This window comes from Nocardia elegans NBRC 108235 (assembly GCF_001612845.1).
Classification (GTDB): Bacteria; Actinomycetota; Actinomycetes; order Mycobacteriales; family Mycobacteriaceae; genus Nocardia; species Nocardia nova.
In genome coordinates, this window is sequence record NZ_BDBF01000009.1 from 201,492 (window position 1) to 227,089 (window position 25,598).

A 25,598-nucleotide genomic window follows, 5' to 3' on the forward strand; every position below is an offset into this window, starting at 1 on the left:
GGCATCAAGGTTCCTGTTGAGTCGTGCGAACCGATCGCGCAACCGCGGTGGGCGGAGCTGCTCTACGCGCCACACCTCATGGCCCGAACCATCGGCTTCCGACTCGGCGGGTGGTGGGCTTGCCTCGCTCGGTGAAACAGCTGGACTCTCGGACAGCTCGGCTTTGGCCGTGGCAGCCCCTGCAGGGAGTTCATGATCATTCTGTCCGATATCAATCGGATCGATCTGCCGTGCCGCTTCGTAGATAGCACGTGCCTCGTCCTCTGAAGTTACCGGATTACTGCTGATGTCCAATCTTCAGCTCTTTCCATACAAACCGATAGGTATATTATGCCCATGGTCCGAGAATGGCGGCCGATGGCGCACTCGATCTATGATCCGTCCCCCATCAGGTTCCGTCTACGCGACGGTCGATACTGTCATGTTTTTGTCACTCAGCTCGCCTGGTCGCAATCGATCGACGGTGCAACAATCGTCTTTAGCCTCTAGACATATTGGAGCAACTCTGTCGTGACTGACTCTCTCTTCGTTGAGCTGAAACAACTGCGCCGTGGACATGGACTTCGCTCCCATGACGTCGTTGAACGAATTGGCCCTCATCTTCGTCAGATTTGCGGCATAAGTTCGAGTGACTCGCCAGCCGAGGCGCGAGGGAAACTTACTCTGAGAATCACCCAAGACTGCGGCCGACTACCGGAGCCCTTCGGTTACGTCGCGTCAGTGGCCTTTGCGCTCGATAGGGGGAGTAATCGGACCGAACGTCGGTTTTTGCACCAACGGGTTAAAGATCTTGCCGCCAGCTTCGATCGCGACCCGAGGACGGCCTTGCGTCGTATCGATCAAGCCTTGTACATGTTGGCAGAGTTAATGGCAGGCCCGGTGAGAGCGCTAGACACCGAGTCCGACTCGATTGCCAACGCTGGATGGTATACGGAACACCTGGGGGTGACGCTTCACCTCACCGACGGTGCTGTTCGGCTGATTGAGGAACGGCGGATCGTCGCGACTGCGGAGGAACTCGATGAAATTGTTGTTTCGTATAGTTTTTCCCAAGCGCAGGGCAATCCTGATACCTTCATGGAACTCGAAGCTGTGATGGGTTTCGGTGGTGAACTTGTCGAGGAGCGCCGGGTGGGTCGTTCACACGTGGATTTCACGGTTCGTTTACCCGAGCCTATCGGCATGGGGCAATATCACGACTACAGTATTGTTATTGCGTCTTCGCTACTTCCGCGGTCAATTCTTCCTTACTACGTCGTCACGCCCTGGCGTAACCTCCGTTCTCTGCGGATGCGGTTATGTTTCGGACAGGACGTCCCTAAAGCTATTTGGCGAATCAATGGCTTACCTCCAGCTGTTTTGGGAGAGTTGGAGCCTTCTGACGACTTGCTGTCCGCTGACAGCCTGGGCGAAGTGCAATCGGAATTCCATCAGCTACGCCTCGCTTTGAGCTATGGTGTTGGTTGGCTTTACTGACGAGGGTTATTAATGCGCAAGTTTATTCTGCAAGACAAGGCGCTATAAGCCGGATATTGGATCGAACGGTATGAATTATGGCCAGCACGTCACGCCAACGCGCTATTAGCGAAACCGGACAATTACTCTCTCGACTGTTGAGCAACGAGGGGGCGTATTCTCGTAAGTGGCGGGTGGCTGGGAGGCGCCTTCGATCCGAACAGGTGCCGCAAGCCGCCGTTTCCCACGTCATCGCCCAGTACCTCTGGGACGTCGGTGAGTACCCCGACACCGACACCGATCTACCCCGTAAGATTCGAGATAGGATCCGCCGCGCACTGCTCGGCGAGAACCTCTCGGGCGAAACTCTGAACTGGTTCATAGGTGCCTTTGACATGACAGATGAAGACTCCCAACGGCTTTGGGCATCCTTCTCGGGCGATGCCGTCAGTCGGAACGAAGGCATCACGGACACGGTCCCCGTAGAACGGCCGCACGGCAAGCGGCAATGGCACCGAACGCTCACACTGTTCGAACGCTACTTCTTCGCCGCCGACGGGACATACAAGCTGCGCCGCACCTTGCAGGTTATTCAGGCGATCGAGGACGGCATCGACAGCTACCTGTTTAACCACGAACCGTACGCGCAGCGTATCCATGTGCTGTATGGCGGCCGCCTAGGAGACCATTACGAATACGGCTTCGGTCTCGTGAGCGACGACATTGCGTTCGGTCGGCAACTGAACACCGGGCAGCGCACTGCTTTCGAGTACGAAACGCACTTCGAACCAGGTGCCCACTTCGTCACCGAAGTCCGCAGGCCTGTACGAGCGCGCGTCGAAAACCTGGACTTCGCTATCCAATTCACGCCAGACCGCCTCCCCTCTGCCGTGTACTTCTGCGCCTGGCCCGACCACTACGAAGGCGAACCGGTACTCCAGGAACCACTGACGCTCAACGACGGTGCGGCACACCGCTTCGTTCCTTATGCCCAGCAATCTGTGCTCGGTTTTCGGTGGACCTGGCCTAACTTGTAGCTCTCGGCTCATCCTTATGGCGCAGTTACGGCGCACGCCGTAACTGCGCCTTTGCGTTGTTTCACTTCCTTTCGAGCGCACCGGATTTCGGTATCCGGCGCTCGGAAAGGAGGTGAAGTCTTATGGTGGAAGGCCATTTTCACGCTGGAGCCCGGCGTCGTTCCGGGTCTCCGCTTCTCGCGCGGCTACTGCATGCACTGCTGATAGTGACGCGACGCGGGTGACGACGAAGACCGGAACTAAACGGGTGTCACATATTGCCATGCAGTGAAATGCGCTGGCGCGCCCGGCCTTCGTCGTCTTGACGGGCCTGGTGCCGGAGGGCCATCCGGCACCAGGCCCACTCACGCCATCCGAATTCATCTCTCGGTCCAAGCCTTCCAACACCTAACCAAGGAGTGCCGCATGGCCCGTCCCACCGTAGCCCCATCCTCCGCGCCCGACAGGCGGATCGGTCGTCCCTTCCGCGCCGGCCTCGCCGCGGGTGCGGCGATCAGCCTGTCGCTGGCCACCTTGATCGGTATCGCCGGTTGCACCACGCTGCACGTGGCCAAAGCGCCAACCGCCATCACCATCGTCGCCACGGCCACCAGCGCCGAACCCGGCGCGGTTCTGCCGGATTCGCTCACCGCCGAGCTCGCGAACATGGCCAAACAATCCAAGCGCGTTGGCGATGCCACCGTGCGGATCGTGTCCTCGGCCACCGGCGACATCACCACGAAGGACCTGACGCCGGTCCGGCCAAACGGCCAGGTGCAGCACGCCACGGCCGAGGCCGAGCGCCAAATCGCCGCGTCGGTACAAGGACTGGCGGACCAGCTGGCAGAAGCACGGGCAGGGCAGCCGGGCCTCGACCTACTCGGACTGCTCGACCGCGCAAGCCAGATGCCGGGCGACATCGAGGTCATCTCCTCCGGGATCACGACAGCTGCACCGGTCGATCTGCGCGTCGTCGGCTGGAACACGAGGCCGGACAGCGTCATCGACAGCATTGCCCGGCAAGGCCGTATCCCTAATCTCCAGGGTCGTCACGTGACGTTCCATGGCCTCGGCATCGCCGCCGGATCGCAGCCGGGTTTGCCACCGTTCGCCCGCAGCGTGGTCGGACAACTGTGGACCGGGATCTGCCAGCGAGCGGAAGCGGCCAGTTGCGTGGTCGCGCCTGACGCGCCGTCCGGGCTGGCGCCGGTGGCCACCATGCCGGTGCCACTGGTGCCCGTGCCGGACGCCATCACGGAAGGCGGCTGTCCTGTCTGGGCCAGCTTGTCTGACCACACGCTGCACTTCTCCCCGGAGAGCAGTGTCCTGCCGGCGAATGCCGACGATGTCCTCCGGCCTCTCGTCCAATCGGCTGCTCGCTGCAACGTCCGGTCTATCGAGATCGCCGGGTTCATCGCGGACACCGGCGGCGGCCGGGACGACAGCGACCTGTCCGGTCAACGTGCCCGAGCCGTGGCGGATCGACTTCTGGTGCTGGGGCTTCCAGCTCAGCAGCTCGGCACCGTCACCGGTAAGGGCGCCAGCGAGCCGGTGGTGCCGGACATCGTCGGCGGCGTCTTCGACGAGGCCAAAGCCGAGGAGAACCGGCGCGTCGAGCTGACCTTCCGCCGCGGCGGCCAGTGATGGTCGACGACCGTCAAGGCTGCCCAGAATCTCTATACCCCAACCAGATCGGAGATCCCACCATGACCATTCAGCCCACCGCGCCTGTGAACGGAAACAGCGGGCGCGCCGATCGCCACGAGGCCCTGCCCCGCGCGATCACTACGCCCCCGGCGCCCGGCCGCCGTCCAGCATCATCACCACCGGAGGTACCGCGACGCGACATCACCCTGTCGCTGGCTACCGGCAAGCCGATTCCGCGTAAGTGGCTACCGCAGGTGCTCGCGCTGGTCGATGAACAGCGGCGGATCGGCGTCACCCGCGATCCGGACGCCTTCAGCCAGATGGAAGCACTGGTGATGAGCAAGGGCATGCTGGCGGCCGAGGAAGCCCGCGAGCACGGTGCCGACCAACTTGCGCAACTGGTAGACCAGGCCGCCGCGATCAGGGGCGAGATGGCTACCGTGCGTGCCGAACTGGATCGCCTGGACAAGCAGCCGGTTACCGGCATGAACGGCGACGTCATCCCAGCACGCGACGCGACCGAGCGCATGAAGACGGTCAGCGCCAGAGTCACCGAGGAACGTGACGCGGGCAGCCTGAAGCACCGCCGGGTGCCGGTGTGGCTGCACCGGTTCTCGACGTGGGCGGGGCTGCTGGATTTCCCGGTACTGGTCTATTTCCTGGCGCAGGTGTTCAACGTCGATCTGACGGGCATCACGAGCGGGGACGGCGCGGCGTGGGGCGGCAGCCTTATCCCGCTCGTCACGTCGGTCGTGTTCGCGTGTTTGGGCACTGCGGCCGTGGCCATCGGCTTGAAGTTTTTCGGCCGCGACCTTAAGGGCTACAAGGACCCTGACGGAGCAGTCGCTCTACCTGTGGGCTCGGCGCGTATCCTGCCGCTCCTCTTCGTGGGCTTGGCGACCGCACTCGCCGTCGGGGCGGGGATCGTTATGGCCTACCGGATCATCAGCGATAGCGTGGCGGCGAGCGGCGGCATCACCGGCGCGGCCATTCTGGGCGTGTTCTTCGCGCTCATTGTGATCGTGGTGAACGTGGTGGTGTTCGCCACCAAGTTCCGCGACGGCTCGCTCCAGACGGACGAGGTGGGGCATCTGGCGGCGCAGCTGGAGCCGATCGAACAGCAGCGGCTGGCGCTGCAGCGCCAGCTGGATGGGCTCTCTGCGCAACTGCCGAGGCTCAAGCTGAAGGCCGAGCGGGTCTTTGCCTCAACGCTCGCCAAGATGGGCGCGCCGATCAAGGGCGCCGACCAAGTGCGGCTGCTGGCCCGCTCGTACCACCAGGGGTGTGGCCCGGAGGCGGTGTTCGCACACCAGGACGGCAGCCCGAGCGCCAACTTGCTCCGGCCGTCCGTCGCCGTCGACCGGTCTATTCTGATCGAGCTGATGGAGCGCCTGGACGAACTGGTGGCCGAGGCCACCACGTCCGCCACTGCCGACAAGCCGCGTCGGACGTCCTCAGGGGGCGCGGCCCTGGTGACGATCACCTCTACCGACGTGGACGACACCGATGACCTCGGTGGTGAGTGGTGAACATGGACTTTCCGCATAACCACCGGGTGATTCTCAACGAGTTGCAGCCCCAGGTACCGCAGGGCGACGATCTCGAAACCTGCAGTGAGCTGGTCAATTTCGTGGTGAGGCGCAGTTTGCGCCTCACCGGCGAGATCGAACGCTTTGCCGGCGAACGAGAAGATCTGGCACCGACGAGCAGCCGACTGGCACTGGCGTTCGCTGGCCTGGTCGCGAACGAGGCGATCGAGTGGGTGCGGCGGTGGCCGCGGTGAGCGGGGACTCGCCGTCCGGCATGGTCGAACAGTTCAAGCGGGCCTGTATCGGCATCTTGCTGGGCGTGATCGCGATTTACTTCGCGGTCAGTCTGATTCAGTCGATGTGGCCGACGCTGGCGGTGATTCTGGGCGCGATCGGCCTCGTGGCCATGGTCGTCGTCGGCATCATCATCTGGCGAAAGATGCGTGCCGGGTGGTGAACGAAATTTTTCAAACAAACCAGATTTTCCACCTCTGTTAATGATGGCCGTTTCGGTGTTGTAGTTTACGCAAACCCTATTGCCTGGGGAATTAATTCACCGCATAGTAGAGACATGATCTGGTGAATATATTCACCGGCTAGCCCGGCGATCATCTTCGCTGGTGGAGACCAATATAAACGTAATTCGAATAGGAGGACTGCTATGTCTAAAACAGGGCGATCAAATTACCGCCGGAGCGGCCGAGAGCGGCGGCATCAGGCGAAACTCGAACGACGGATTTATGCGCGAACTGTGAGGCGCGAGCACCCCGACATTCGTCTGCTGGGAAAAGCATTTCTCGCGTTGGCGCTGGCTGATGCCTCCCGTACGGCTGACGCCAAGGCCGAGGCTCGCGCCGTCGTCGACACCGACGCGCACACCACTGGGGAGGAGGTTCACCATGACGACTGACCAATCCGAACTGCCCGTAGATGCTGACTCGTTGGTGTGGCAGCACTTGTTCTGGCCCAGTCCGTTTCGCGAAGCCTCGGCGACGTCGCTGCTGCGGCACTGGGCCGCGCAGAAGCACGCGCCGCAGCTGATCCTTGAGGCACGCAGCGACGCCAGCGGTGTTGAGTACCTGGTGGGGAGCCAGTTGCGTCATGCCCTGCCGATACGGCGGTCGGTTGAACAGTTGGTGGGTGGCAGTGTCGTCACGCCGTTCGACGCCGATGAACGCCGGGAGATGCGCACCGCCCGCCGGGTGAAGCTGACCGCGACGGATTGGCCGCTGGAACCGGTCGATCGGGTGGCGTCGAGCCGCTCCATCCTGAGCGCGCTGACAGCCGTGAATCGTGGCGAGCGCCTGGTGATTCAGGTAATCCTGGGGCCACGCCGCCAGCCGATGCTGCCGCCTGTCGAACCCCCGGCCCATCAATCGGTGGCCTCGAAGGTCTGGAGCGGTCTGTTGCCTGACCGGCGCCCGAACGCCCGTCAGGCCCTCGTCCGCAAACTTGGCCAGCATGGCTTCGCGGCCGTCATTCGGATCGGCGTCGAGGCCGGCACCGCGGAACGACGTAAATCGCTGCTGTTGGGTCTGGCCGCGGCGCTGGGGACGGTGGAAACCGCCGGGGTGCATTTGAAGCTGGCGGGGGAGAAGGCCGCCAGCATCAACCAGCCGAAGTCGGGCTGGTCGATGTTCATGCCTGCCCAACTGGTCAGTGTGCCCGAACTTAGTCACCTGCTGGCGTGGCCGGTATCGGATAAGGATGAATACTTCCCGGGCCAACCGCCACTGCACCCCCGGCCGGTACGGCCTTCAGATGCGGTGCAGACCGGTGAGCGAACCATCGCCACCGCGAACGCGCCGGGCGTCACCGCGACGATCGGTTACAACGTCATCGACAGCATGCGTCACACCTGGGTGATTGGGCCGAACGGCACCGGCAAGTCGACGCTGCTGCTGAACCTCATCGTGCAAGACCTGGAGGCGGGCCGCCCGATCGTCGTCATCGAACCGAAAGACCTTGTGGCCGACGTTCTGTCCCGCATCCCCGAGGAGCGGAAGAACGATATTGTGCTCCTCGACCCCCTCGATAGGGCCCCGGTCGGTATCAACCCGCTCAGCCGATCGTTCGGTGGGAGGAGCGATGGCCGGACCCCGGAAGTCGTGGCGGATTCGCTAGTCGGCACCTTCCAATCGCTCTATGGCGACGTCGGCCCGCGCAGTCTGGACATCCTTCGAAACAGTCTGGAGGTGCTGGCCAAGCGCGACGACGCCAGTCTGGCCATGTTGCCGCTCCTGCTGACCAATCCTGGGTTTCGGCGGTCACTGACGCAGCGGGTGATCAAGGAAGATCCATTCGCGGCGGGGCCCTTTTGGCAGTGGTTCGACTCGTTGTCACCCGAAGGCGTGGACAACAAGATCGCGCCACTCAGCAACAAGCTGCGGCCACTGCTGACCAAACAGCTCAGAGCAGTGCTGGCGCAGCGCAATCCGAAGTTCAACATTCGCCAAGTGCTGACCGAACGCAAGGTGTTGCTGGTACCGCTCCAGAAGGGCGTCATCGGGCCGGAGTCGGCGCAACTGTTGGGAGCGATCGTGCTGGCCGAGTTGTGGCAAGCGATCCGGGAACGCGCCGGCACCCCGGAGGAGTCGCGGATTCCCGTACTCGTCTATATCGACGAGGTACAGGACTACCTCAAACTGCCAACGGATTTGGGCGATGCCCTGGCTACCGCCCGCTCCCTCAAAGCCGGATTCCACATGGCGCACCAATACGAGAAACAGATGCCCCCAGCGATGTTGGACGCCTTCCGTAACAACGCCCGGAGCCGCATCACCTTCCAGCTCCAAGCAGGTGACGCCAAGAACATGGCCGAGGGGCAATCCGTCTTGGTACCCCAGGACTTCGGGACACTGCCTGCTCACCACGTCTACGCCAGCTTGATGCGCGACAATTCGGTGCAGCCATGGGCATCCGGCGTGACGTTGCCGCCCCCACCCGAGATCAGCGACCCAGAGGAGATCCGCCGGTTAAGCCGTGAACGCTACGGCCAGCCGCTGGACGAGATTGAACGCGGCTTCGCTGAGCTGCTCGATCAGGTCAACGGTAGCAGCACCTCGATAGGTGGGGCCGGCGCGCGGCGTAGGAGGCAAGCGTGAGCGGATTGGCGGGCGGCGGAGCCGCTTCTAACAGAGGCCATCTCGATGGCCGTCTCGCCTCGACCAACATTCCTGCATTCTCGCCGGTCAGCTCCAAGTTCCGCGTCCCGCTGGACGCGAATGATGGTGCCCATTCGGGCACCACACACCAACATCCGCCGCGACGTCGTACCCGCCAGCCAATCCGTGATCTGTCCGCCATCGCCAAGCAGTTGAGTGAGCGCGATTGGGTCATTCTGCGGTCCGTGGCCGAGCATCGGTTCCTGACCGTGCGCCATATCGAGTCGTTGCATTTCGGCGACCTGACACCCGGCTCTGGCCGGCGCAAAGCGCAACGAGCGCTGGCTAAGCTGCGACAGCTCCGTGTGCTGAACAACCTGACCCACCGGGTCGGAGGTCTGGCCGGGGGCAGCGACGGCATGGTGCACTACGTCGACGACATCGGGCAGCGCCTGCTTCGGCGGGAGTCCGGAGCCGTGGCCCGGCGGCGCTTCCACACCCCGACCGAACGGTTCTTGGACCATCAACTGGGGATTGCCACCGCGCACGTAGCGCTTGTGGAGGCATCCCGGCACGGCCAACTGGAACTGCTGAAGTGCGACATCGAACCTGTGGCCTGGCGTGACTACGTTGGCATCGGTGGCGCGAGGCTGACACTCAAGCCGGACCTGTATGCCGAAACCGCGTATCCGCCCGGCAGCGAGTACGTCGACGCGGCGTTCATCGAGATCGACATGGGCACCGAGAGCATCCCGACGCTCATCCGTAAATGCCATGAGTACGAGGCGTACTGGCGCCAAGGGGCCGAGCAAGAAAAGAACGAGGGCGTCTTCCCGCTGGTGGTGTGGAGCATCACCGCTGAAACGCCGTCCAAGGCCGAGAGGCGACGCGACGCCCTCGGCCGGGCCATCGACAAGGACCGCAGACTGCGGCCGGAACTGTTCCGGATCATCGCGCCGGAACAACTGCCCGAACTATTGCAGAAAGGAGGTGAACTATGAAGCAGCACAAACTAATTCAGTCGCCCGAGAACGCGGCGCCGCACCGTCGCTATCGCACCATCATGGCCGACCCACCCTGGGACATTCTCCAGCGAGGCCACCGCGGCGCAGATCAGCATTACCCGCTCATGACTGTCGAGCAGATCAAAAATATGCCTGTTGTCGATCTTGCGGAAGACGATGCGTACTTGTGGCTTTGGGTGACCAACGGTTCATGGAGGGCAGGCTACGACGTCATGGAAGCCTGGGGCTTCACCTATCGTTCCCCACTGACCTGGGTGAAACCGCGATTGCAGCTCGGGCAATACCTGCGCAACATGACCGAACACGTCCTGTTTGGCACACGCGGGAAGGCCAAGGTCAACTTCCGGGCGCAACCGACGTGGTTCATCGCGCCGGTGCAGGAGCACAGTCATAAGCCGGAAGAGCAGTACGCGATCATCGAACGCGTCAGCGGCGGCCCCTACCTGGAGCTGTTCGCCCGCCGGGCGCAACCAGGATGGGACGCCTGGGGCAACGAAATCGACTCGAACATCATGATTCCCGGCTATCCGGTGCCATCCGATGCGAAGCACCTTCGACAGGAAGCTGATCAGCCTCGCGCAGCGCCGGAGAAACTCGCTACCTGAGCGGACATGCCTCATCGGTGTCCTGCGGCCGTTTCCGTAAGCGCAACAAGCGCTTGCCGGCCGCTCGCACCGAGGAGAAGGACCATGTCCGAACCGAACCGGGAAGTCACCCTGGCGATCCGGATAGACACGGCGCGGCACACCCAGCTGACCTGGATTGCCGATCTCAGGAAGCGCAGCCTCAAGGCTGAATGCTTCGCCGCCGTGGACGCTTGGATCGAGGCTGCCAAGAACGATCCTGACCTGATGGCCAGGGCCAACGCCGCTCGCGCTGCCATCGAAGAAGAAGCACGCACGCGGCAGGCAGCCATCAACAATCTGTTCACCGCCACACCACCCCCGCCACCCGACGATGAGGACACCGCCGTCGTCATCCCCGAGGAGGCGGAACCCGCCACCGAGGCCGCCGATGCGACCGAAGTGACGGACACGACGGAAGACGCACCGGCACAAGGCGCTCGCCGCAGTCGGGGTCGTCGTGGCAGCCAACAGGCGGGAGGTGAACAAACGGACAGCTGAGCCACGCTCAGCGCCCGGTGTAAGAGGCCGGCGGACAGCAGATCGAGGAATGCACAGACCTCGCTGCTGTCCACCGGCCAACACTCAAACGTAACCGAAAGGAGAAGATCATGAGTGAGAAATTCCAGAATCCACAACGTAATTCGGGCGAGGTGATACCGCCCGCCGAACCGAACCACGACCGCAAGCAGCGCCTCGCATGGGACGTGAGTGAGGCGCTGCTCCAGGCGGTTTACGACGCCGCCGAACGCTCCGGCGAGGATGCCCGGTCGGCCGCGGTGACCGTCGCGCTGCAGCAGGTGGAGCGGACACACGTTTTCGACGTGGCCGACGAAGATGATCAGCACGTTCTAGCGTCGCAGGCCGACTATGCGGCCGCCCGGCTTGTCGAACTCATCGACGCCTGCGACGAGCTGACTACGAGCGATCTCCAAGGCGCCATCGAAGCATTGGCCATGCGGCTCGTCCATCACCAGCTGCCGGTCGGCGGCGTCGAGCAGACGGAAGGCGGTGATCATGAATGAGCGGTTCCCAAATCCACACGCACACAACGACTACCAGCCTGACATTGACGCCCAAAGCTATGAGGAGTCGAGCCGCGAACAACCGACACGTCTCAATCCGCGTATCTACGTCACCCGCGGCTTGCCGCTGCGGGCCGAGTTGACCGACGGCACCTGGCTGGACATGGCCCGCGACCCGGCCACTATCGCTACCGAACTATATGCGGTCCTCGGCGATGACGAGGCGCATGCCGGTGCTCCGCTGTATATCTGGGACTATCAGGACTTCGGCGCGTTCGACGTCAGGACCGGCGCGATCGGACTCGAAGGCACCGACAGCATCGAACTGCTCTCGCAGGTTGCGCATGGCCTCACCGAACACGGTCCGGCCTACGCGGCATGGGCGAAATTCAACGAGGACGACCCCCGCCTGTTTGACCACTTCGAACGCGCCTACCAGGGGCACTACGAAAGCGTCGACGGTTACGTCCGCCACCTGCTCGCACCGCTCGGACTGGATGAAGTCCTGAAAGACGCCTTACCAGACCAGCTCAAACACCTCGCCTACATCGACTACGAGGCGATCGGCGAGCAACTGCTGGCACAAGACGACATCGTGGCCGTTCCGGCAGAAGGCGGCGGCGTGTGGATATTCGACGAGCGAGCGTAGGCAGTCGATATTAATGACTTCGTCAGAAAATAGCCTATCAGGAAATTGTTGTAGAAATTGTAAAAGTCACGAAAAAGCGTTGAAATAATTCCCCAACTGGAGGTATTATTCAAATACGAATGGGGACAAGAAAATGAACGAAGATTTGCATGTTAATCAAACAAGCGACATCGCCAGATTGGGCAGACTGCTTCAGCTGAGACGGGAAGCGCTCGGCCTTTCGGTGCGAGAAGCTGCGCGGCGTGCCGACGTCGATAAAGGTACTGTCTCTCGGATCGAACAGGGGCAGATCCCGAATCCGAGGCCGGAAAACATAAAGGCTATCGCGAATGTGCTGCGCGTGCCGGTAAGTGACCTGTTTGCAGTGGCCGGTTGGATGCCTAAAGGTGAATTGCCGACCTTACGGCCGTATCTGCGCACGAAGTACAACCTCACCGCCGAGGAGATGAAGGACATCGAGAGGGACTTCGCGCGCATCGCACGGGAGAAAGGTATCAGTTTCAATGAATACGACGGCCCGATCGACGGTGAAGATGAGGGGTAGCTAGCGGGGGAGAAACGCACCGCCTTCAGCGATTAATAATTCCTTAATGGCAGACTAGAGGGAAAGAAAGGAGTAGTGCGCAACTATCAAACGTTAATTTGTAAGGAGGTGACGCTCAATGCGAGACGGACGACCAATCTCTAACAAACCGGTAATATTGCCAGTTCGGCAAGGAGGGGAGTATTCGCAACGGCAGCCCAGTATTTTGCGTGAACTGCGTATCCGGATCCCCCGCCGCCCAAACGTAACCTACTCGGAAGCGCTTGTGATCGCCGAGCTGCAAGCGGCTACGCTCCTGGAGCTGTGCGAGGTTGACGCGGCACCGGTTTTGAGTGAGATCGTCACCAACCTGCCAAAAGTCCGCGTTGAGCACGCCTTTCAGAGCGCCTCGGGCGCAAGCTTCTGGGATCGCGAACGAAGCGAATGGGCGATCTATCTCAACCGCGGCGACTCCCGTCGTCGTCGTCGGTTCACCCTACTCCACGAATTCAAACACATAATCGACTACGGGTACCGACACGTGCTGTATGCCGGTCCTGGTCATAGTGACTCGGACATCGAGGCCGAACGCGCAGCCGACTACTTCGCTGGCTGCGTCTTGGTGCCGAAGAAGTTCCTCAAGCGTGCATGGGGAAACGGAATACAAAAGGTCACTGACCTTGCACATCTATTCCGGGTCAGCGAGGTTGCGATTGAAGTGCGTCTTCGTCAAACCGGATTGGTCGATTGTTCGCACCGTGAAGAGAGCGGCGTTGTGCGGCATGCGATGGGATGGGCAGTGAACTGTCAGGGCCGTCACGGCGGCAGCTGGTGGCAGGACGCCTTAAACGTCGACTTGGTTAGGAGTTTGCAATGAATATTACTGAAAAAGCGGTTGATCATCGAAACGATAGAGCACTCGCCGTGCTGTTTCTGTCCATGGCGTCAATGCCGGTTTCGGCCGCACGTGGCGGCGAGCCGCTGGCAGTTCAGGTGCAACGCGAGAATGGAAGAAAAAAGGCAGCTGAGCTGAATTCTCATGTCTCACGTGAGTTCGTCGAGATCGGTGTTGCTGCGACAGGCCACCGCAAGCGACCGGCGATTGTTGAACTACTCCACTATCTGGACGAGAACCCCGGTATATGTTACGTCATATTCTCGGCGACAGGCCGGGTGTCACGCCGACTTGAAGACTTCCGCGAACTGATGACCCAATTCGATGCCCGTGACGTGGTCGTGGTGCTTCCGTATGGCGATCCTTTGATGCCTGCGGCTGTTCGCGAAGCGCTCTGGCGCACCACTGAATGGGTCCGGGAACGAAGTCTGGCAGCACGGGCGCAACGTCGCCAGAAAGCGGCATCTGCCACCTAACACCCCTGCATAGCAGGTAACGATATCGGAGGGAAGATATGACACGAAACAGATTCGAAGCAGTGGGTCCGAGCATGACCGTGGCAGACCAGCCGCTGAAAACGGCCGTGTCCTATCCGCGTGTGTCGACTAAGGAGCAAGCCGAGAAGGATGGCGCCGATCCGGATGGGTACTCCCTACCGGCGCAGCGAGATGCCAACCGTAGGAAGGCTGCATCGCTCGGCGCGGTCGTCGTGAAGGAGTTCGTGGAACGCGGCGAGAGCGCCAAGACCGCCGATAGGCCCAAGCTTCAAGAGATGCTCGCTTACATCGAGGAGCATCCGGTCGACTATGTCATTGTCCACAAGATTGACCGGTTGGCGCGCAACAGGGCCGACGACGTCGAGATTCATATGGCGATCAGAGCTGCCGGGGCTGAGCTTGTTTCGGCGACAGAGAACATTGACGAAACCCCCTCGGGCATGCTGCTGCACGGCATCCTCAGTTCCATCTCGGAGTTCTACTCCCGCAACCTCGCCACTGAGGTGCTGAAGGGCATGACCGAGAAGGCTCGCACTGGCGGTACGCCACATCGAGCGCCCATTGGCTACCGCAACGTCGGGATCATCAACGAACAGGGAGTCGAGATCCGCACCGTGGTTGTTGATCCCGAGCGCGGACCCCTGATCGCGTGGGCCTTCCAGGCATACGCCACTGGAGAGTGGACACTGAAGCGATTGGCGAAGGAACTGGAGACCAAGGGGCTGACCACCCGGCCCACCCCAAAGCGTCCATCGAAGACGGTTGAGTACAACAAGCTGCAAGAGATCCTGCGCTCGCCGTACTACAAGGGGGAAGTGGTCTACCGCGGCGCCACGCATCCCGGCCGACACACCCCCTTGGTCGATTCGGTCACCTGGCAACTGGTGCAAGCCCTGCTGACTTCACGGGTCAACGGCGAGAAGCAGCGCGAACACCCGCACTACCTCAAATCGACCGTCTTCTGTGGCGGCTGCGGCAGCAGGCTCATCGTCACCCACGCCAAGAACCGGCACGGCACGGTTTACCCATACTTCGTCTGCCTGGGCCGTCATCAGAAGGTCAATGACTGCCAGCGCCGCGCCGTTCTAATTGACCGTGTGGAGGAACTGGTCGAAGAGGAATACAAAGCGGTCCAGCTGATCCCCGAACTGCGCGAGCAGATCGAAACCAGCTTGCGTGGTGAGCTCTCCTCCAGCCGGCTTGCTGCGGATCGTGAGGCACGCGAGCTGGACCAGCAGAAGAAGCGCCTGCTCGATGAGCGTGGCAAGTTGCTACAAGCCCACTATGCCGGCGCGATCCCACTTGATCTGATGAAGCAGGAGCAGGACCGCATCGCGGAGCAGCTGGCGCGCATCGAGGTCCGTTTAGAAGCAAGCGTCCTCAATATCGAGGTCGTGGAGAACAACCTCCGCACTGCGCTGAACTACGCCAGCAATTGCTACGCGGGTTACCTGGAAGCCAGCACAAGCGTCCGCCGCCTGTTCAACCAGGCGTTCTTCGAGAAGGTCTACCTCGAACAGGATGAGGTTCGCGTGGAGCTAGCCGAACCGTTCAACACATTGCTCGGCGGCGAGCTGATCGGTCACGTTGCGAGCCACGCCGAAGCCGCAGCTCCTGCGACGGAGGTCGACTCCGCCGACCAACGGCTCGCCGAGGACGGAGTAGCGCTGATGGACGTCATCCGCAACGGGTCGGCAGCTCGTGCAGGAACGAAAAAACCTGCACCGGTTGGTGCAGGTTTGAAAGGCAACGGTCTGGTGCGCGAGGGGGGACTTGAACCCCCACGTCCGAGGACACTGGAACCTAAATCCAGCGCGTCTGCCAATTCCGCCACTCGCGCGTGATGGTACGACCGTCCAAACTCTACCGGCCCGGGCGCGGATCGCGAAGCCGCGCGGGGGTGTCGTGTACCCACGGGTAACACGAACTGGGATTATAACGATTCGGCAACTCCCAATATGAGGAACCCTCAACTTTCTGACTTCCGAGTAACGCTGCCACCTGGGGCTTCAAACATGAGGGAGGGTCATGTTTGGCGGTGTTCTTGTACTGCCGTACCGAAATACTCGACGGTAGGGGTGCGGGGGCCGGGGAAACGTGAGGCTTTCCTCATGATTTTGTGCGAACCTGAGGCTTCGTCAGGTCCTCAGGGGTGAGGGACGCCTGTGCACGCAAGAGCGGGCCCCGCGGGGTGAGCCGCCACGAGAAGGAAGTCGATACGTCTTGACGATCAACGAACGCACCGGGACCGGAACGAACGCGAAGGTCGCTGGGGGAGTTTCGGATACGGGTATCAAGTCGTCGCTGCTGGATCGCCTGCTCGGTGGTGAGAAGTACGCGCTGGCCTTCGGTGGCCAGGGTGCGCAGTGGCTGCGGGAGCTGGAGGAGATCGGACGCGACAGTGCGCTCGAGCCCGAGTTGACCGCGCTCGTGCACGAAGCCGATGCGCGGCTGGAACCGGTGGCGGCGCAGCTGCTGGTGGTCCGGCCCGTCGGCTTCGACCCGATCGCGTGGATGCTCGAGGACGAGCTCGCCGACGGCGAGGAAGGCGAGGAGTCGGCGGCGCCGTCCGCGCAGGCGCTGCGTTCGGCCGCGGTCTCGATGCCGGGCGTCTTCCTCGCGCAGGTCGCCGCGCTGCGGGCGCTGCGGATGCAGGGACTGGATCCGGCTGAGCAGGCGCCGACCGGCATCATCGGTCACTCCCAGGGCCTGCTCGCCGCCGAGGCCGCGACCGCGCAGGGTGCGCGCGACGCGGAACTGCTCGCGCTGGCCCAGTTGATCGGCGCGGCGGCCACACTGGTCGCACGCCGGCGCGGTCTCATTCCGGTCGGCGACAAATCGCCGATGGTCGCGGTGTCCAATGTCGACCCCGACGAGCTGCGCGCGGTCGTGGCCGAGGTCTCGGAAGGTGTGGACCCGAACATCGCTGCGGTGGTGTCGATTCGCAACGGCCGCCGGCGCGCGGTGCTGTCGGGCACCGTGGCCCAGTTGGAGCGGGTGCGGCAGCGCTGCGCCGAGATCAACGCCGAGCAGAGCCGCGATCGCGATGCCAAGAAGCGTGGCGGCTCGGTGTTCGCCCCGGTCTTCGAGGACGTCCAGGTCGAGGTCGCCTTCCACCACCCCGCGCTGGCCGAGACCGTCGAGCTGGTGTCGGCCTGGGCCGCGCAGTGTGAGATCGACACCGAACTCGCCGCGCAGCTGGCCCGCAGCATTCTGGTCGACCCGGTGGACTGGGTGCAGATCGTCGACGACACCGTTTCCGGTGGCGCGCAATGGATTCTGGATATCGGCCCGGGTGATCTGCTGAGCCGCCTGACCCAGGGGTCGCTCAAGGGCACCGGCGTGGGCATCGTCGCGGCCGCGACCCGGCCCGGTCAGCGCAGCCTCTTCACCCCGGGCGCGGCTCCGCAGGTCGCCCCGTCCTGGGATGCGTTCGCGCCCAAGCCGATTCGTCTCCCCAACGGCCGGATCGTGGTCGAAACCGCCTTCACTCGCCTGACCGGCCGGTCGCCGATTCTGCTGGCCGGTATGACCCCGACCACCGTCGACGCGAAAATCGTTGCCGCCGCGGCGAATGCGGGTCACTGGGCCGAGCTGGCCGGTGGCGGCCAGGTGACCGAGCAGATCTTCGCCGATCGGGTCGCCGAGTTGAAGACCCTGCTGCAGCCGGGCCGGGCCGTGCAGTTCAACTCGCTGTTCCTCGACCCCTACCTGTGGAAGTTGCAGCTGGGCGGCAAGCGGCTGGTGCAGCGCTCCCGCACGGCCGGCGCCCCGTTCGACGGCGTGGTCGTGACCGCGGGCATCCCCGAACTCGACGAGGCCGTGGCGCTGATCGCCGAACTGACCGAGGCCGGCATCACCCACGTCGCGTTCAAGCCCGGTACCGTCGCGCAGATCCGCGCGGTGCTGCGCATCGCCGACGAGGTGCCGGACTACCCGGTGATCATGCACATCGAGGGCGGTCGCGCGGGTGGCCACCACTCCTGGGAGGACCTCGACGACCTGCTGCTCGAGACCTACGCCGAACTGCGCAACCGCGCGAACGTCGTGGTCTGCGTCGGCGGCGGCATCGGCACCCCGGAGCGGGCCACCGAATACCTCACCGGCGAATGGTCGGTTTCCCACGGCTACCCGACGATGCCGCTGGACGGCGTGCTGGTCGGCACCGCGGCCATGGCCACCCTGGAGGCCACCACCGCACCCGAGGTCAAGCAGCTGCTGGTCGACACCCCCGGTACCCCGGACTGGGTCGCCGCCGGGACCGCCACCGGCGGAATGGCTTCCGGCCGTAGTCAATTGGGTGCCGACATCCACGAGATCGACAACTCCGCCTCGCGGACCGGGCGCCTGCTCGACGAGGTCGCCGGTGACGCCGAGGCTGTGGCCGCGCGCCGCGACGAGATCATCGAGGCGCTCGACCGGACCGCCAAGCCGTACTTCGGCGATGTCGCCGGTATGACCTACCTGCGCTGGCTGGAGCGTTACGTCGAGCTGGCCGCGCTGCTGCCCGAGCACCAGCGCGCCGGTCGCGACGGCTTCGACTGCGGCACCGACCTCGGCGACGCCATCGCCGACGCCACCCGCTCGGTCTGGGCCGACATCACCTGGCGGGATCGGTTCGCCGAGATGGTGCGTCGCGCCGAGGGTCGCCTCAACCCCGCCGACCGTGGCCGCATCCCGACCCTGTTCGACGACGACAGCGTCTTCGAACGGCCGGTGCACGTGATCTGCACGCTGAAGGAGCACTACCCGGCCGCCGCCGAGACCGTCCTGCACCCGGCCGATGTGCCGTTCTTCGTCTCGCTGTGCAAGACCCCGGGCAAGCCGGTCAACTTCGTGCCGGTCGTCGACGCCGACGTGCGCCGGTGGTGGCGCTCGGACTCGCTGTGGCAGGCCCACGACCCGCGCTACACCGCCGACCAGGTGTGCGTGATCCCCGGCACCGTCTCGGTCGCCGGCATCACCCGCGTCGACGAGCCGGTCGGCGAACTGCTCGACCGCTTCGAACAGGACACCGCCTACACGCTGATCCGCGGCGGCGTCACCCCGGCCGCCGTCGACGGTCGCCGCCGCGCCGATATCGGTTCCGGCGCCATCGACATCGTGCTGGCCGCGCCCGACGTGCAGTGGGCCGGGCGCACCACCGCCAACCCGGTGCACCGGCTCGGCGATCTGCACGAGTGGACCGTCGACCCCCAGGGCGCGGTGCACCGGCCGACCGGCGCCACCCTGGTTCCGGCTACCGGCCCCGACGCCGACAACGCCTACGTGGAACTGGCCGTCCCGCTGTCGCCGGCGAACGAGGTCCGGATCCGGATCACGGTTCCCGCTTCGGTCTACAACGGTGGCGCGCCGGTGGTGACCGAAGCCGATGCCGAGACCGCGATGTCGGCCCTGCTGGCCGTGGCTGCCGGACAGGCGCTGCCGGAAGTCAAGTCCGCCAACGGCTCTCACGTCGCACACGTCAACATCGCCTGGACGCCCGATATGGTCGCCGACCACGCCGGTGTGACCGGCTCGGGTCTGCCGGAGGGCCTCAGCACCATCGGCCGCCGGGTTCCCGACGTGCTGGTCGGCGCCTGCTGGCCGGCCGTGTTCGCCGTGCTGGGCGCGAGCCGCGCCGAGGGCGAAAACGGAAGCGTCAGCAGTGTTATCGAGGGCATGCTGGATCTAGTGCATCTGGACCACCAGATCGACCTGGTGCGTGAGCTGCCCGGTGATCCGGCGGTGCTCAGCGTTCGCGCGGAATCCGGGTCGGTGGTCGACACCGATCTGGGGCGCGTCGTCGAGGTGCGGGTCACCGTCGGCGTCATGCGCGATCACGGTCTGGAGACGCCGACCGTCGCAACGCTGGTGGAACGCTTCGCGATTCGCGGCCGCAACGGCGGCAATGAGCTCACCGATCCGCCGCGCGCGGCCGGGACCGTGTCCGAGGAGGCCACCGAAACCCCGCGCCGCCGTCGTCGCGACGTCACGCTCACCGCGCCGCGGGCCATGGCCGCCTTCGCCGAGGTCTCCGGCGACCACAACCCGATCCACACCAGCAACGCCGCCGCGAAACTCGCGGGCCTGGGCAGCCCGATCGTGCACGGCATGTGGCTGTCGGCCGCGGCTCAGCACGCGGTGTCGGCCGTGGATCCCGAATCTCCGCTGCCCGCACGCACTGTCACCGCCTGGACCACCCGATTCCTCGGAATGGTCCGGCCGGGCGCGCAGATCGATGTGCGCGTCGAGCGGATCGCCGTCGACCGCGGCTGCGAGATCGTCGAGGTGTCCTGCCGGACCGGCGGTGATCTGGTGATGACCGCGACCGCCCGGCTCGCGGCTCCCAAGACCGTCTACGCCTTCCCCGGTCAGGGCATCCAGACCAAGGGGATGGGCCTGGACGCCCGGTCGCGGTCGAAGGCGGCCAAGCAGGTGTGGGACCGCGCCGACAAGCACACCCGGGAAGCTCTGGGCTTCTCGATCCTCGCCGTGGTGCGCGACAACCCGACCTACCTCAAGGCGCGGGGCGTGGAATACCGTCACCCGCAGGGTGTTCTGCATCTGACCCAGTTCACTCAGGTCGCGATGGCCACCCTGGGCGTGGCCCAGGTCGCCGAACTGCGCGAGGCCGGTGCGTTCGTCGAGGGCGCGATGCTGGCCGGCCACTCCGTCGGTGAGTACAACGCGCTGGCCGCGGTGGCCGGTGTGCTGCCGCTGGAAGCCGTGCTCGAGGTCGTGTTCCAGCGTGGCTCGGCCATGCACGAGCTGGTGCCCCGGGATGCGCAGGGCCGCAGCGACTATCGGATGGCCGCCATCCGCCCGTCGCAGATCGGGCTGCCCGACGCCGAGGTGATCGACTTCGTCGCCGGCGTCGGCGAGCGCCTCGGCGAGTTCCTCGAGGTGGTCAACCTGAACCTGCGCGGTTCGCAGTACGCGATCGCCGGTACGGTCGCCGGGCTCGAGGAGCTGGAAGCCGAAATCGAGCGTCGCCGTGCGGAATTCGGCGGTAAGCGTGCCTTCGTGCTGGTGCCGGGCATCGACGTGCCGTTCCACTCGACGGTGCTGCGCAAGGGCGTGCCCGAGTTCCGGAACAAGCTCGAGGAGCTGCTGCCGGAGAACCTGCATCCGGAAATCCTCGCCGGGCGCTACATTCCGAACCTGGTGCCGCGGCCGTTCTCGCTGGAGCGCGACTTCATCGCCGAGATCGCCGACTACGTGCCGTCGGAGCCGCTGCGCGCGGTGCTCGACGACTTCGAGTCGTGGTCCGCGCGTCCGGAAGAATTGTGCCGGGTGGTGCTGATCGAGCTGCTGGCCTGGCAGTTCGCCAGCCCGGTGCGCTGGATCGAGACCCAGGATCTGCTGTTCGGCGACACCGGACGCGGTGGCCTCGGCGTGGAGCGGTTCGTCGAGATCGGCCTGGCGGCGACGCCGACCGTGGCGAACCTGGCGAGCAACACCCTGAAGTTGCCGCAGTACTCCGCCACCAAGGTCGAGGTGCTCAACATCGAGCGCGAGGCCGGCGTGGTGTACTCCACCGACACCGACCCGGCGCCGGTCGACGAGCCGGAAGAGGCTGTGGCCGAAGCGGTTCCGACCGAGACGGCCGCCGCGGCCGCCCCGGCACCGGCTCCGGTCGCCGCTGCCGGCGGTCCCCGCCCCGACGACATCACCTTCACCGCCGCCGACGCCACCCGCGTGCTGATCGCGCTGTGGACCAAGCTGCGGCTGGACCAGATCGGTCCCGTGGACACGATCGAGGCGCTGTGCGACGGTGTCTCCTCGCGGCGCAATCAGTTGCTGGTCGACCTCGGCTCCGAGCTGTCGCTGGGTGCGATCGACGGCGCCGCGGATGCCGATATGGGCGCGCTGTCGGTCACCGTCGAGCGCCTGGCCCGCACCTACAAGCCATTCGGCTCGGTGCTGTCCGACGCCATCGGCGACCACCTGCGCAAGGTGTTCGGTCCCTCGGGCAAGCGCCCGGCGGCGATCACCGATCGCGTGAAGAAGGTGTGGCAGCTCGGCGACGGCTGGGCTCACCACGTCACCGCCGAGGTGTCGCTCGGCACCCGCGAGGGCGCCAGCGTGCGCGGCGGGGATCTCGGTGGCCTGGTCTCCGGCGCGCTGAGCGACGGCGCCGCGGTGGATGCCGCGATCGACGCCGCGGTGCAGACCGTGGCTGCGCGCCGCGGAATCAGCGTCGCGCTGCCGGCCGCCGGTGGTGGCGGTGGTGCCACGGTCGACGCGGCCGCCCTCGGTGAATTCACCGAGCAGATCACCGGTCGCGACGGTGTGCTGGCGACCGCCGCCCGGGTGGTGCTCGAGCAGCTGGGGCTCACCGACCAGGTGTCGGCGCCGGAGGCGAGCGACGAATCGCTGGTCGACCTGGTCTCGGCCGAATTGGGTTCGGACTGGCCGCGTTTGGTGGCTCCGGCCTTCGACGCCCGCAAGGCCGTGCTGATCGACGACCGCTGGGCCACCGCCCGCGAGGATCTGGCCACGCTGTGGCTGGGTGGTTCGGGTGAGGACACGGTCGACAGTTTCGTCGGAGCCGGTAAGGCCGTTGCGGCACAGGCGCAGTGGTGGCGCAAACTTGCTATGGGCGAAGCGCGTTCGGTGCTGGCACGGACCTATGAACGGATCGCCGAGGCGGCCGTGAGCACCGATGAGGGTGTCTGGTCCGCCGATACCGCGGTGATCACGGGCGCGAGCAAGGGGTCCATCGCGGCCTCGATCGCGGGTCGGCTGCTGGCCGGCGGCGCGACCGTCATCCTCACCACATCCAAGCTCGACGACGACCGCCTCACCTTCTACAAGCAGCTCTACCGCGAGCACGCTCGCGCGGGAGCCGCGCTGTGGGTGGTGCCGGCGAATATGGCCTCCTACTCCGATATCGACGCGCTGATCGACTGGGTCGGCAACGAACAGACCGACAACGCCGGCGGCGCGAAGGTTCTCGTGAAGCCCGCGATGACCCCGACGCTGCTGCTGCCGTTCGCCGCCCCGCGGGTGGCCGGCGATCTGGCCGATGCCGGAGCGCGCGCCGAAATGGAGATGCGGGTCCTGCTGTGGTCGGTGGAACGTCTGATCGGCGGTCTGTCCGCCCTCGGCGCCGACCACGACGTGGACGCGAAACTGCATGTGGTGCTTCCGGGTTCGCCCAACCGCGGCATGTTCGGCGGCGACGGCGCCTACGGCGAGTCGAAGGCCGCGCTGGACGCGGTGATCGCCAAGTGGCGGGTGGAGAAGTCGTGGGCGCAGCGAGTCACCCTGGTGCACGCCATGATCGGCTGGGTGCGCGGCACCGGCCTGATGGGTCATAACGATCCGCTGGTCGCGGCCGTCGAGAAGGCCGGCGTGCACACCTGGTCCACCCAGGAAATGGCCGACGAGCTGCTCAAGTGGTGCACGTCGCGGGCCCGCGCCGTCACCGCCACCGGACCGCAGCAGATCGACCTCACCGGCGGCCTGGCCGGTGCGAAGCTGGACCTGTCGGCCCTGGCCGAGGACGTCGAGCGTGAGCCGGAGGCGATCGCCGACGAGCGGGCGACGGTCCCGGCGCTGCCGGTGCCGCCCACGCTCACCTCGGCGCTGCCGACTCCCGAATGGGGCGCTGTCACCGCTGATCTCGCCGATATGGTCGTGATCGTCGGCGCCGGTGAGCTCGGGCCCTACGGTTCCGCGCGCACACGCTTCGAGATGGAGGTCGCCGACGAACTGTCCGCGGCCGGCGTGCTGGAACTGGCGTGGACCACCGGTCTGGTCACCTGGGAGAACGACCCGAAGCCGGGCTGGTACGACGCCGAGAGCGGCGAGTACGTCGAGGAATCGGAGCTGGCCGAGCGCTACCACGACGCGGTGGTGCAGCGCTGTGGCATCCGCCGCTACGGCGACGACGGTTCCATGATCGACAACGCGGCGCCGCTGCTCACCTCGGTCTTCCTCGACCGGGATCTGAGCTTCGTGGTCAACAGCGAGGCCGAGGCGCGCGCGTTCTACGCCGCCGATCCGGAGCACACCGTGATCAGCCCGGTCGCCGAGTCGAGCGACTGGCAGGTGATTCGCCGGGCGGGCACCGAGATTCGGGTACCGCGCAAGGCGAAGCTGTCGCGCACCGTCGGCGGCCAGATTCCCGAGGGCTGGGACCCGACCCGCTGGGGCATCTCGCCGGATATGGCGAGTTCGGTGGACCGGGTGGCGCTGTGGAACATCGTCTGCACCGTGGACGCGTTCCTGTCCAGCGGCTTCAGCCCCGCCGAGCTGATGAGCTGGGTGCACCCGGCGATGGTGACCAACACCCAGGGCACCGGTATGGGCGGCATGTCCTCGATGCGCTCGCTCTACATCGACAACCTGCTCGGTGAGCCGCGGGCCAACGACATCCTGCAGGAGGCGTTGCCGAACGTCGCACTGGCGCATGTGGTTCAGTCCTACGTCGGCAGCTACGGCGGCATGATCCACCCGGTCGCGGCGTGTGCGACCGCGGCGGTGTCGGTCGAGGAGGGTGTCGACAAGATCCGGCTCGGCAAGGCCGAGGTCGTGGTCGCCGGCGGCTACGACGATCTCGGTATCGAGGGCATCGTCGGCTTCGGTGACATGTCGGCGACCGCGGATTCCGCGGCCATGAGCGCCAAGGGCATCAGCGACCGCTACTTCTCCCGGGCCAACGACCGGCGACGCGGCGGATTCGTCGAATCCCAGGGTGGCGGAACGGTTCTGCTGGCCCGCGGTGACATCGCCGCGGAGTTCGGCCTGCCGGTTCTCGGTGTGGTCGCGTTCGCGCAGTCCTTCGCCGACGGCGTGCACACCTCGATCCCGGCTCCCGGACTGGGCGCGCTCGGCGCGGGGCGCGGTGGTGCGGAATCGCGGCTGGCCGCCGAACTGCGCAAGCTGGGCGTGACCCCGGACGAGATCGCGGTGATCTCCAAGCACGACACCTCCACCGCCGCCAACGATCCCAACGAATCGGAGCTGCACGAGCGGCTGGCCGGCGCGCTGGGACGGTCCGAAGGCGCACCGATGTTCGTGATTTCGCAGAAGTCGCTGACCGGTCACGCCAAGGGCGGTGCGGCCGCCTTCCAGCTGATCGGGCTGTGCCAGGTGCTGGAGCAGGGCGTGATTCCGCCGAACCGCAGCCTCGACTGCGTCGACGACAAGATGGCCGAATACCCGCACCTGGTGTGGCCGCGGCAGCCGCTGCGGTTCGGGGATCGGTTCGCGCTCAAGGCCGGTCTGGTGACCTCGCTCGGGTTCGGGCACGTCTCCGGCCTGCTGGCGGTCGTGCATCCGCAGGCCTTCGTGGAGGCGCTCGATCCGCAGCGTCGCGACGACTACCTGCGCCGCGCCGAGGAACGCCGGCTCGCCGGGCGTCAGCGGCTGGTCGAGGCGATGTGCGGTGGGGAGCCGCTCTACGAGCGGCCCGCCGACCGCCGTCTCGGTGGCGACGGCACTCCGGCCAAGCAGATCCGTCAGCTCGAGGCCGACGTGCTGCTCTCGGCGGAGGCTCGCCTGGGCGCCGAGGGGTTGTATCTGGCCCACGGCTCCTGCGGCACAGGCGAACTGGCCGGTAACCGGGAGTCCGAGAAGTAGGGAGATCGGGCCCGGGAAGTAACAACTCCCGGGTAACGA

Annotated in this window: 17 protein-coding genes, 1 tRNA gene and 1 pseudogene; 17 read left to right on the forward strand and 2 right to left on the reverse strand. The window is 65.0% G+C overall.

Annotation, left to right across the window (positions count from 1 at the left end; translation table 11 throughout):
* Positions 1–720 precede the first annotated feature (720 nt).
* From NE2_RS35545 to NE2_RS08170, 6 genes are all read left to right on the forward strand, one after another.
* On the forward strand, positions 721–1,476 hold the full coding sequence (locus NE2_RS35545; protein ID WP_146165331.1) for a hypothetical protein: 756 nt from the start codon (positions 721–723) through the stop codon (positions 1,474–1,476).
* A 203-nt stretch (positions 1,477–1,679) separates the two neighbouring features.
* Positions 1,680–2,492, forward strand: a complete 813-nt coding sequence (locus NE2_RS08150) for a hypothetical protein (protein ID WP_063025308.1) — start codon at positions 1,680–1,682, stop codon at positions 2,490–2,492.
* Between the two features lie 405 nt (positions 2,493–2,897).
* Positions 2,898–4,115: an OmpA family protein gene (locus NE2_RS08155; RefSeq protein ID WP_063025310.1), complete on the forward strand. Its 1,218-nt coding sequence runs from the start codon at positions 2,898–2,900 to the stop codon at positions 4,113–4,115.
* A 62-nt stretch (positions 4,116–4,177) separates the two neighbouring features.
* The gene (locus NE2_RS08160; RefSeq protein ID WP_146165330.1) at positions 4,178–5,647 is read left to right on the forward strand and encodes a hypothetical protein; all 1,470 of its coding nucleotides are present in this window, start codon (positions 4,178–4,180) and stop codon (positions 5,645–5,647) included.
* On the forward strand, positions 5,641–5,901 hold the full coding sequence (locus NE2_RS08165) for a hypothetical protein (protein WP_146165329.1): 261 nt from the start codon (positions 5,641–5,643) through the stop codon (positions 5,899–5,901). Before NE2_RS08160 ends, NE2_RS08165 begins: the two co-directional genes overlap by 7 nt.
* Positions 5,889–6,104 (forward strand): hypothetical protein, encoded by a 216-nt coding sequence (locus tag NE2_RS08170; RefSeq protein WP_231509473.1) that lies wholly within the window; start codon positions 5,889–5,891, stop codon positions 6,102–6,104. Before NE2_RS08165 ends, NE2_RS08170 begins: the two co-directional genes overlap by 13 nt.
* A 222-nt stretch (positions 6,105–6,326) precedes the next feature.
* On the opposite strand, the gene NE2_RS35550 is transcribed toward NE2_RS08170, so the two are convergent.
* Positions 6,327–6,548 (reverse strand): hypothetical protein, encoded by a 222-nt coding sequence (locus NE2_RS35550; protein WP_146165328.1) that lies wholly within the window; start codon positions 6,546–6,548, stop codon positions 6,327–6,329.
* Between NE2_RS35550 and NE2_RS08175 the strand changes: the two genes are divergently transcribed.
* The 10 genes and pseudogenes from NE2_RS08175 to NE2_RS37635 form a co-directional block, all read left to right on the forward strand.
* Positions 6,547–8,751 carry a type IV secretory system conjugative DNA transfer family protein gene (locus NE2_RS08175; RefSeq protein ID WP_063025314.1) on the forward strand — a complete coding sequence of 735 codons (2,205 nt, stop codon included), beginning with the start codon at positions 6,547–6,549 and terminating at the stop codon, positions 8,749–8,751. The two genes, NE2_RS35550 and NE2_RS08175, sit on opposite strands and share 2 nt — an antisense overlap.
* Positions 8,748–9,752: a replication-relaxation family protein gene (locus tag NE2_RS08180; protein WP_233429708.1), complete on the forward strand. Its 1,005-nt coding sequence runs from the start codon at positions 8,748–8,750 to the stop codon at positions 9,750–9,752. Before NE2_RS08175 ends, NE2_RS08180 begins: the two co-directional genes overlap by 4 nt.
* On the forward strand, positions 9,749–10,381 hold the full coding sequence (locus NE2_RS08185) for an MT-A70 family methyltransferase (protein ID WP_051757009.1): 633 nt from the start codon (positions 9,749–9,751) through the stop codon (positions 10,379–10,381). The genes NE2_RS08180 and NE2_RS08185 overlap by 4 nt, the downstream gene beginning before the upstream one ends.
* Positions 10,382–10,465: 84 nt before the next feature.
* Positions 10,466–10,900, forward strand: coding sequence for a hypothetical protein (locus NE2_RS08190; protein WP_051757011.1), 435 nt, complete (start codon positions 10,466–10,468; stop codon positions 10,898–10,900).
* 110 nt (positions 10,901–11,010) lie between these two features.
* Positions 11,011–11,424: a hypothetical protein gene (locus NE2_RS08195; RefSeq protein ID WP_030517920.1), complete on the forward strand. Its 414-nt coding sequence runs from the start codon at positions 11,011–11,013 to the stop codon at positions 11,422–11,424.
* The gene (locus NE2_RS08200; protein WP_084493881.1) at positions 11,417–12,073 is read left to right on the forward strand and encodes an antirestriction protein ArdA; all 657 of its coding nucleotides are present in this window, start codon (positions 11,417–11,419) and stop codon (positions 12,071–12,073) included. Before NE2_RS08195 ends, NE2_RS08200 begins: the two co-directional genes overlap by 8 nt.
* Positions 12,074–12,206: 133 nt before the next feature.
* Positions 12,207–12,617, forward strand: coding sequence for a helix-turn-helix domain-containing protein (locus tag NE2_RS08205; RefSeq protein ID WP_030517922.1), 411 nt, complete (start codon positions 12,207–12,209; stop codon positions 12,615–12,617).
* 265 nt (positions 12,618–12,882) lie between these two features.
* On the forward strand, positions 12,883–13,473 hold the full coding sequence (locus tag NE2_RS08210; RefSeq protein ID WP_051757013.1) for an ImmA/IrrE family metallo-endopeptidase: 591 nt from the start codon (positions 12,883–12,885) through the stop codon (positions 13,471–13,473).
* Positions 13,470–13,967 carry a recombinase family protein gene (locus NE2_RS34810; protein ID WP_084493882.1) on the forward strand — a complete coding sequence of 166 codons (498 nt, stop codon included), beginning with the start codon at positions 13,470–13,472 and terminating at the stop codon, positions 13,965–13,967. The genes NE2_RS08210 and NE2_RS34810 overlap by 4 nt, the downstream gene beginning before the upstream one ends.
* Before the next feature lie 74 nt (positions 13,968–14,041).
* A pseudogene (locus NE2_RS37635) lies at positions 14,042–15,100 on the forward strand (recombinase family protein); the annotation flags it as partial.
* 643 nt (positions 15,101–15,743) lie between these two features.
* Here NE2_RS37635 and NE2_RS08220 read toward each other — a convergent pair.
* Positions 15,744–15,828 (reverse strand) — tRNA-Leu (locus tag NE2_RS08220).
* 383 nt (positions 15,829–16,211) lie between these two features.
* Between NE2_RS08220 and NE2_RS08225 the strand changes: the two genes are divergently transcribed.
* On the forward strand, positions 16,212–25,559 hold the full coding sequence (locus tag NE2_RS08225; protein WP_063025318.1) for a type I polyketide synthase: 9,348 nt from the start codon (positions 16,212–16,214) through the stop codon (positions 25,557–25,559).
* Positions 25,560–25,598 lie beyond the last annotated feature (39 nt).

Bases quoted from the DNA above. Each gene is read 5' to 3' on its own strand.
- NE2_RS08205 (WP_030517922.1), top strand. From the start codon at position 12,207: ATGAACGAAGATTTGCATGTTAATCAAACAAGCGACATCGCCAGATTG.
- NE2_RS08200 (WP_084493881.1), top strand. From the start codon at position 11,417: ATGAATGAGCGGTTCCCAAATCCACACGCACACAACGACTACCAGCCT.
- NE2_RS35550 (WP_146165328.1), bottom strand. From the start codon at position 6,548: ATGGTGAACCTCCTCCCCAGTGGTGTGCGCGTCGGTGTCGACGACGGC.
- NE2_RS08175 (WP_063025314.1), top strand. From the start codon at position 6,547: ATGACGACTGACCAATCCGAACTGCCCGTAGATGCTGACTCGTTGGTG.
- NE2_RS08155 (WP_063025310.1), top strand. From the start codon at position 2,898: ATGGCCCGTCCCACCGTAGCCCCATCCTCCGCGCCCGACAGGCGGATC.
- NE2_RS08190 (WP_051757011.1), top strand. From the start codon at position 10,466: ATGTCCGAACCGAACCGGGAAGTCACCCTGGCGATCCGGATAGACACG.
- NE2_RS08185 (WP_051757009.1), top strand. From the start codon at position 9,749: ATGAAGCAGCACAAACTAATTCAGTCGCCCGAGAACGCGGCGCCGCAC.
- NE2_RS34810 (WP_084493882.1), top strand. From the start codon at position 13,470: ATGAATATTACTGAAAAAGCGGTTGATCATCGAAACGATAGAGCACTC.
- NE2_RS08160 (WP_146165330.1), top strand. From the start codon at position 4,178: ATGACCATTCAGCCCACCGCGCCTGTGAACGGAAACAGCGGGCGCGCC.
- NE2_RS08195 (WP_030517920.1), top strand. From the start codon at position 11,011: ATGAGTGAGAAATTCCAGAATCCACAACGTAATTCGGGCGAGGTGATA.